The sequence below is a fragment of the Robinsoniella sp. genome (assembly GCF_034124845.1).
Genome location: NZ_JAWYAJ010000456.1, coordinates 1 through 8,817, shown reverse-complemented (window position 1 = coordinate 8,817; position 8,817 = coordinate 1). Strand labels below are relative to the sequence as shown.

Annotated in this window: 8 protein-coding genes; 1 reads left to right on the top strand and 7 read right to left on the bottom strand. The window is 43.8% G+C overall.

The features are described 5' to 3' along the window. Positions 1-19 precede the first annotated feature (19 nt). Positions 20-508 (top strand): hypothetical protein, encoded by a 489-nt coding sequence (locus ACH2DQ_RS22510; protein WP_394914719.1) that lies wholly within the window; start codon positions 20-22, stop codon positions 506-508. A 453-nt stretch (positions 509-961) separates the two neighbouring features. Here the strand turns inward: ACH2DQ_RS22510 and ACH2DQ_RS22505 are convergent, their stop codons facing one another. The 7 genes from ACH2DQ_RS22505 to ACH2DQ_RS22475 form a co-directional block, all read right to left on the bottom strand. Further along, positions 962-1,369, bottom strand: a complete 408-nt coding sequence (locus tag ACH2DQ_RS22505; RefSeq protein ID WP_395028414.1) for a hypothetical protein — start codon at positions 1,367-1,369, stop codon at positions 962-964. A gap of 12 nt (positions 1,370-1,381) precedes the next feature. Further along, positions 1,382-3,775, bottom strand: coding sequence for a family 78 glycoside hydrolase catalytic domain (locus ACH2DQ_RS22500; protein WP_395028412.1), 2,394 nt, complete (start codon positions 3,773-3,775; stop codon positions 1,382-1,384). 95 nt (positions 3,776-3,870) lie between these two features. Next, positions 3,871-4,743 (bottom strand): carbohydrate ABC transporter permease, encoded by an 873-nt coding sequence (locus tag ACH2DQ_RS22495; RefSeq protein WP_394914721.1) that lies wholly within the window; start codon positions 4,741-4,743, stop codon positions 3,871-3,873. Continuing rightward, positions 4,733-5,662: a carbohydrate ABC transporter permease gene (locus ACH2DQ_RS22490; RefSeq protein ID WP_394914722.1), complete on the bottom strand. Its 930-nt coding sequence runs from the start codon at positions 5,660-5,662 to the stop codon at positions 4,733-4,735. The genes ACH2DQ_RS22495 and ACH2DQ_RS22490 overlap by 11 nt, the downstream gene beginning before the upstream one ends. 352 nt (positions 5,663-6,014) lie before the next feature. After that, positions 6,015-6,650, bottom strand: a complete 636-nt coding sequence (locus ACH2DQ_RS22485) for a hypothetical protein (RefSeq protein ID WP_395028409.1) — start codon at positions 6,648-6,650, stop codon at positions 6,015-6,017. Continuing rightward, positions 6,563-7,387 (bottom strand): ABC transporter substrate-binding protein, encoded by an 825-nt coding sequence (locus tag ACH2DQ_RS22480; RefSeq protein ID WP_395028407.1) that lies wholly within the window; start codon positions 7,385-7,387, stop codon positions 6,563-6,565. The genes ACH2DQ_RS22485 and ACH2DQ_RS22480 overlap by 88 nt, the downstream gene beginning before the upstream one ends. Positions 7,388-7,474: 87 nt before the next feature. Then, a partial coding sequence (locus ACH2DQ_RS22475; RefSeq protein WP_395028405.1) for a DNA-binding response regulator occupies positions 7,475-8,817 on the bottom strand: 1,343 nt, incomplete at its 5' end.

Genomic DNA, 8,817 nt, shown 5'->3' with positions numbered 1-8,817 from the left:
ATTTTGAAAGGAGATATCTATGAAAAAAATAACCGCAATACTAATTCTCTTCTCCCTGTTGCTCCTTCTCACAGCCTGCAGTTCCACAGAAAAAGAGACTGAAAGAACCGAAAACTTGACCAAAAAGGAAAAAAACACAATATCTGATTATGAAACAACAGAAACATCCACACCGGAGACAGTCAATATCAGTATTAAATCCAAAAGCTATTACATGGAAACAAAAGAAAATGCTGATGTGTTCACACCATGCCTTTCCGTTTTCGATGATGGAACTTTCGGATTTACTTACGATGTCTTAAGTTCCTATTTAGCAAATGGTACATATACCATTGAAGATCAGAAACTAATTTTAAAAACAGAAGATGGAAAATACCAGTATATTTTTGAAATAGAAGACGACGATACCCTGGTATTTGTCAAAGATAAATCATCAGATGTGGCACCGATTCAAAAAGATATTGGTGTTGCGATTACGAATGGGGCGCGGTTTATACTGAATAAATAGAGCTATGTTAGCAGCTATCGAGATAATCAATTTCCTCCAGACAGGTTTGTACTCCTTCTATTTCGAGAGAAATATAGGCGGCAGTTTTATTCCCGCGAGCAACAAGCCTACCGGACACGCCGGTACGTCCATTCAGCGACTGCACCAAGCGCTTTCCACTAGGCTACAAAATCATGATCCAACCAGTCCTTACGGCTCCACAATACATCGGGAGCATATCCAAGGGAAACAAGTTTACATTTTTACGATAGTGTTAGAATTTTTGTAACATCCTATACTCACCATGCTATCCGGTTACTGCATAACTCTGATCCATTTCGTAAGAACATCCACATCCTTTTCCAAGATAATCCGTTGCCTTAAATCTTCTGACAAGTCTCCCTTAATGTCTCAAATTTCTACAATAGCTTCTGCCTTACCCTGAGTTATTCCATCATTTACCAGCATCTGTCTTTACTGCTTCCCAATCCCACAAACAACCCCCTCAATTTCCTCCAAAATCTCCTCATCCAGCCCCAGCCTTGTTCCAATCCCAAGGAAGAATGGCAGTTTTGACATTTCAGTAAGGGTCATATTCTGTATCTCCGCTCCATCTGTATGAACCAGCATAGGTACTTTTTTATACAGATATTCTTTAATGACCGGATTGCGCACCAGCTCTTTTACGCTGTCTTCCAGTTGATAGCATGGGCGGTAATTTTCGGAAAGTTCATATTCAAATACCCACTCGCCTGCATCTGCAGGTATTCTGCTTTCCGGCTGGTATGGCTGTTCTTCTCCATTTAAGATTACTTTGCCAGGACAGCAGGGCAGCGTAATATCTGCTGTGGTATCGAAGGGAATGTTGCAGGTTAATAACATTTTGTTGTCTTTTTAGATTTCCCAGTGGATTTTATATACGCCGGCGGCTGTTTTAAGTACCATCTCCATCCACCCTGCCCCCGGATGAATCTGTGGCTTTATGGATACATGTTTAAATCCGGCTCCTTTACTTTGAGGCTTAATTCCTGCCATACGGGTATACATCCATTCCTGTACGGAACCGTTGGCATAATGATTCAGGGAATTCATGCCGCTGTCGCTCATACTGCCATCCGGATTCAGCGCATCCCACCGCTCCCACATAGTGGTCGCACCCAAAGTCACCGGATAAAGCCAGCCGGGATATTCTTTGCTAAGCAGAATCCGGTAGGCAAGATCACTGCGCCCGCACCTGGACAATGCTTCTAAAATAAACGGCGTGCCCACAAATCCTGTTTTGAGACTGTATCCATCCTTTCGTATGCGCATCAGAAACTGTTCTTTGATAAGCTCCAGCTGGGCTTTTTCCCTAACCAGCTCGAAGACAATTGCCACCGTATAGGCTGCCTGGGTATCGATACTCAGCTTTCCGTTTGCTGTAAAATACTCCTGCAGGATAGCATTTCGGATACGCTGGGACTTTCTACTGTATTTTTCACAGTCTTCCGTTTTTCCTAAAGCTTCGGCTGACTTTGCCAGCAGGGTCACCGAGTAATAAAAATATGCTGAGGAAATGTAGATTACATCTGTCCCTCCTGTAGGCATATGATAACACCCGCCGTCCAGCGCCAGCCAGTCGCCGTAGTGGAATCCATTCTGCCACAAGTCAGGATCTGTGCCATTTTCTTCATTCTGTCTGTCTATATAAGCAACCCAGGCTTCCATGCTCTCATATTGTTCCGCTAAGATGCTGGAGTCCCCATAGTATTGATACAGCACCCAGGGGATAATCACGGCTGCATCTCCCCAGGCTGCAGATGTCCGTTCGTTTCTTCCAACAGAAGGTACAATCTGAGGTACCAGCCCTCTGGTGTCTTTTTGCTCCAGTGAAATGTCGTTTAGGTATTTGCGGAAAAACTCATAGCAGTCCATATTCAGACATGCGGTTCCGGCAAATATCTGAGCATCGCCCGTCCATCCCATCTTTTCATCACGCTGGGGACAATCTGTGGGAATATCCAAAAAGTTCCCCTTCTGGCTCCACAAAATATTGGATATCAGCTGGTTTAAATCCTTATTTCCGGTCTCCATCCTGCCGGTTTCTTCCAGATCACTATACAGGACCTCGCCCTGGAAATCTTCCAGGCGGGCATTTTCTATTCCTGTAATCTTCACGTATTGGAATCCGAAAAAGGTTAAGCGGGCATGCACTTTCTTTTGCTGTCCGTCTGAGATATAATCATACCTGGCTTTTGCAGTACGGTAATTTTTATTGTAGAAACAACCGTCCTGAAGAACCTCACCATGCTCCAGGCTGATCTTCGTTCCTCTCTTTTCCCGACAGTGAAAAGCAACCCAGCCAACCATGTTTTGTCCCATATCAAGTACGGTTTCTCCTTTGGGTGTCGTAATCAGAGCCTTAGGCTTTCTAATCTCTTTCACCTTTACCGGCAGTCCCAGTCTCTCTTTCACCACGCCTTTATCCAGTTTTCCTGCCTTTACCGGAAATCTCGCGTAGTCTTCCAGGGTATCATCCCTATATTCCCCATCATAAATGTCGCTGATAATAATTTTACTCTTTTTCACCTGCCAGCTCAGATCCGTACACAGGGCAAGCGCTCCGTCCACATACAGATCTGCAAGCAGTTCAAATGCTTTCCCCTTCCGGTAATCATTATTCTGGCGATATCCGTACAAGCCTTTATACCAGCCGTCACCAGCTATAACCTCGATCAGGTTTTCTCCCCGGTGCAGCATATTGCCTGCATCATAAGTCTGATACTGTACATAATGCTCATAAACCGTAATGCCAGGTGCAAGGACCTCCTCCCCCACCCTGATGCCGTTTATATATACTTCATAGACGCCAAGACAGCACAGATACAGCCTGGCTGACTCCGGTTTTTTGTCCAGTTCAAACGTTTTTACAAATACCGGCTGAATGGAGGGTTCCAGGTCAGGAGATATAAATTGCCCTGAAAATCCCCCATCCATAAGCCCTGTTTCAAACCATTCTGCAGCACTCTCTCCGGTATTTCCCTTTTCATCCCAAACCTGAACTTTCCAGTAATAACGGGTCTGCGGTTCCTGGGAAAAGGAAAGCGGTGTACCCAGACCGGATACCCGGGCAGATCTTCCGGTATCAAAAACAAGATCTGTAAAATTAATATCCCGCGCCACCAGAATCCGGGCGCTCTCCTGCCTCTTTCCCATGCTGTTCTCTGTAAGATAGGTTGCCGTCAATGTCTTGTAGAGATAGCCCATAGGACGCGTTATATGATTAATTTTCAAACTATGTATATTCACAGTATGCCACCTTTCTTCTTATCATCCCTATACCCCTGAATAGCGCAAGCCGGCTTGTGCTATTTCTTAAATTAGTAGTTGAAACAATTTTTGTTTCAACCTTTCACACTTCCTGCGGTTAACGATGATACAAAATATTTCTGCAAAAATAAAAATACCAGATACAGCGGTATAACAATCATACAGATCGCTGCGCATAAAAGGGGCCAGTTGGTTCCGAATTCACCTTTAAAGTTCATCAATCCTACCGTAAGCGGCAGTCCGCTGACCGTTGTAATGGTGGCGGTTTTGGCCCACATCAGCTCTCCCCATACAAAGGTAAAGTTCATTACGATACAGGTTGCCAGGGCGCCTTTCATCAGAGGGAGAACAATTTTAAACAGGTTACGGATCTCTCCGGAGCCATCGATTCTCGCCGCTTCCAGCAATTCTTTCGGTATGGTGTCAAAGAAGTTTTTCAAAATAATAGTGGTTCCGGGAATGGACCAGCCAACATATGCAAGAATTATGGGAAGATACTTTACTCCCAGCATCCCCAGCTTGGACATCATCATGTAAAGTGGAATTATGATGGTCTCTGTGGGCAGCAGCTGAATTGCAAAACAAAGCATAATAATCAAGCCCGTATGGGGAATGCGGAGTCTTGCAAGGGAATATGCCGCCATGACGGAAATCACCTCTATGCTTACAAGTGAGACTGCCGCAATCATAATGCTGTTAATAAAATACTCCCCGATATGTCCCTGGGTAAATGCTTTCACGAAATTGTAGGCGCCAAGGGTATGGGGCAGCGCCCAGATATTTGCAAAAAACTCATCCAGAGTCTTAAAAGAAGTCTGCAGGGAAAACAATACCGGATAAATCCAGATCAGTACCAGGGAAATCAGTATGACGCGGCAGACTACGGCAAAGGTATTGAATTTCTTTTTTTGTGCACTGCAGAAAATTGCTGCTGAATTAGTACTCATATTTATCCCCTCCCACTCCTTTTCTCAGAATTGCTAAAATTACAATTACAATAATGGCATAGATAACACTGTTGGAAGCAGCCAGACCATATTTATTAAACATGAATGCCTGTTCAATAATTTTTAATGGCGCCGTTTTGGAAATATCTCCGGGGCCTCCTCCGGTCATTGCAAATACAATGTCATAAGTTTTAAAAGCACTCATTACGCACATGGACAGTGCCAGCTGAATGGTAGGCTTCACAAGGGGCAGAATGATATGCCGCACTTCCTGCCGGTAAGTTGCACCATCCAGTTTGGATGATTCGAATAAATCCACAGGCAGTCCGATTATTCCCGTAAATACCAGCATCATTACCGTACCGCTGCTGCGCCATCCCTGTACCAGACCGATTACAGTAAGAACCAGTCCTTTCTTAGCCAGCCATGCATTTTGAAGGGATTCCAGCCCAATCAGACCCAGAATATTATTTAACAGACCTTCGTCCGCAGCCAGCACCAGGGTAAACAGTAAACCAACCACAGACAGCGGAAGCATAACCGGACTGTAGAATACAAAACGGTATATGGCACCCTCTAATTTTGTTACCTTATAGATTAATAAGGAAAGGCAGATGCCGATTAACATCGCCGTTGCCGTTGCAATCAGCGCAATAACCAATGAATATCCGATTGCCTTCATGCTGGATTTGTCTGCAAAAATCTTCACAAAATTTCCTATTCCATTGAAGGTCATTGCAGACACCCCATCCCAGTTGCAAAAACTCAAAACCACATTCCAGATAACCGGAATAATTGTGGCAAATGTCACGATTATTAAGGCGGGAAGACTGAATAAACCGCCGATAAGCTGTAACTTTCTGGTACTGCTCATGGCTTTTTTCCCAACCTTTTTCACTGTTGTAGAATTTCCTTCCAATTTCTATTCCTCCTCTTTTCTCAGCGCGCCCTTTTATCCTGACTTTACCTTGATCGTATTTGAAAATTTCATTCCCACCATATGCACGAGCTTTGCGGTATATCAGCGCCAGTTACAAGATAATAGCACAATATGCGCCTTTTAAATTTCCCTAATCTTCCATAAAGTGTGATACGCAGCCGGCAGTAAGCTATTTTCAAACACGCTCCAGCGCAGAACAAGTCATAAAATATCATCATTTAGTGGATTTTGGGTAAAAAAGGGTATAAAAAATACTGCCCCAAAACAAACGTGCATTTATTTTGAGGCAGCACCCTCTTTAAACATAAATCCCCGGTTTATTTCAAACCGATTATTTATTAACTGCTCCCACTCTTAACTCTTCCAGTTCATCCAGAGATGCCTCTCCATTGTAAATATAATTTGCAGGCATCTGGTTCTGCATATAGTCAGACAGTTCTGCCCCCACGTTGATAATTTCAGTAGGATAGATCTGTTCTGAACATCTGGATATGGATTCCATGAATGCTTCATCTACATTTGCGCCCTCTGCAATCTTGGCACAGGGTACCTGCCCTCCTTCTGCACGGAATGTCATAATCTCTTCGCTGGTCAGATATTTCATTGCTTCCACAGCGCCTTCCACATTTTTGGAACTGGTTGGGATAAAGTATCCGTCACATCCCCCAAGTACCGGATTGGTTGGATTTTTACCCATTGCCGGATAGTCACAGATCTTATAATCTTTTAATCCGGAGTTGTCGATGGTTGTCTTCACTGAAGTGGTGGGTTCAAAGATAAATCCAACTTTGTGTGAAGAAATAGCCCCATATAGCTGATCCTGTGTCACAGCAAGTGCTCCTTCTCCCGGGTAAAAGAGTCCTTCCTCAAATACGGATTTCACCATTTCAAAAGCATTTTTAATATGATCATCTTTAAAGGAAACTTCTCCTGCATTCCATTTATCCAGTTCCTCATTGGTGTCCATACCTGCATTACTGCATTCCTGGTAAGCCAGCATGCATAGGTATCTGGTATTCCTGCGCCGTATCCATCAGAATTTTCCTCTATTCTTCTGGACAAGTCACAAAATTCATCCCATGTCATCTGATCTTTGATTTCACTGTCTTCAATGCCTGCAGCCCGGGTTACTTCCAGATCCACGATCATTGCCGGATATACCGTTTTATAAGCCACGTTGTATAACTTATCACCGTAAGTTCCGATCTCCAGTGTCCCTTCATTAAACGTAGATCTCCACTCATCATCCATGTACTGGGTCAGGTCTGTGGCAAGTCCTACTTCGGTAAAACTATTCATCTGATTCGGCCAGTACTGTACCAGATCGATCTGCTCATTTGCTGCTGCTGCTGTCTTTACCGTCTGTTCTACAGATGCAGAATCCCAGGTCTTAGTAATAATATTGTATTTATCCCCCAGCTTATCAATCAGTTTCTGCTCTACCGCATTATTTACATCACCGGGATTCGTTATCATAATGACAAGATCCTGTTTTCCCTCTGCTGAAGCGGTTTCTTTTTTCTCTTCTGTGCCAGCGGCTTCTGTTCCCGGTGACTCCTCACTTTTACTGTCATCAGTTTTCGTTTCCGCTGCATTTGTCTCTGCTGTTTTGTCCCCGCTTCCCTTGTCAGAACCGCCGGCACATCCTGCCATAGACAATGCCAGTGTACCTGCAAGTACCACTGCTAATATTTTCTTCTTCATCCCTTTTACCTCCTGTATTGGTTTTGTTCTCTTTCATAAGATAACTTTATTATAGCAGTCGCAGGCTTATCCATTTATGCTAATATTCTACACTAATATGTCATTTTTCTGCACATGAGCTTGTATATCTCCCCCACTCCGAAATGCCCCTGCATTCCTCCCCGTACTTTTTCGAAAAGTCCTGGAGAAATATGCATAACTGCTGAAACCCGTTCTTTTAGCCACTTCACTAATAGGCAGATCGGTATATTTCAGCATGTTCAATGCTTTGCCAACCCGCAATTCAATCAGGAAGTCCGTAAAGCTTTTTCCCACTTCTTTTTTAAACTTGGAAGAAACGTAATTCGGTGTCCGCCCGAAGACATCGGCTACCGAGTCTACGCTGATGGGCTCACTGTAATGTTCATCCATATAAGTACAGATATTTTTAATCATTACAGAATAATGTTGTGACTGTGTCAGCTCCCGCCCTCTTTGCAATCCCTGTATCAGATAATCTTCGAAGTCCCGGATATTGTTTTCATAATGGGCGGCATTTTCCAGCGTCCGCCTTTCAAAATCAGGATCACTTTCCAGACCTGCGTGACGGATCAGATAGAGATAGAGCTTTTTGATAAAACCAGACATCCTGACTTTGTCATACTTTTCCCTAAGCCCCATTTTAAGCAGTGAGCCCAAATTTGCATGAAGCTCCTTTACGTCACACTTTTGGACACTTTTTGCAATGCGCTCCATATAATCCCTCTGCTGCTCTTCGGGAAATTCCTTTTCTTTTTTTTCGGTATGAGTATAGATCACGCATGCGCCGGACAGGCTGTAATAAGTCTGTTCCAGTGCTTCTTTTGCATGCGCATAGGCTATATGCAGTTCATTCAGTCCTCTTGCATCTGAGATCCCGGTGGTAATAGCCAGATTCTGCTCTTTCCATTCCCGTCCCAGCCCCTCAATTATATTCTTTACCTGATACTGATAATCCAGATTCAGAAGTTGGGACCGGTCGCCTTTCCCAAAGAATAATAGCAGATCTTCCTGGAGGGTAAATACGATTCCCTGCTCTGCCAGCCTCTCCTTAATCTGTTCCGCCGCCTGATCTTTTAAGGGCCTTTTCCGCATGGAGCCATCCGCCTGCTCCATCCAGAGCAAAGCCAGGAAAGCATAATTGGCAGGCAGCTTCAGTTGATATTTATGTTCCAGCATGTGACTGAACTTTTCCACATTTTCAATTTCCCCGCCATTGACCATGGAATGGAGAAAGCTCTTTTCGTAAACATCATAATAAGCCTTCTTTTCCTTTTGTGCCTCCAGCAGATCTCTGGCATTTTTCATCACTATTTCAACTAATTTTCCCGGCTTGATGGGCTTTAATATATAATCATCCGCACCAAGACGTATTGCCTTTTGCGCATAGGTAAAATCTGAATACGCACTTA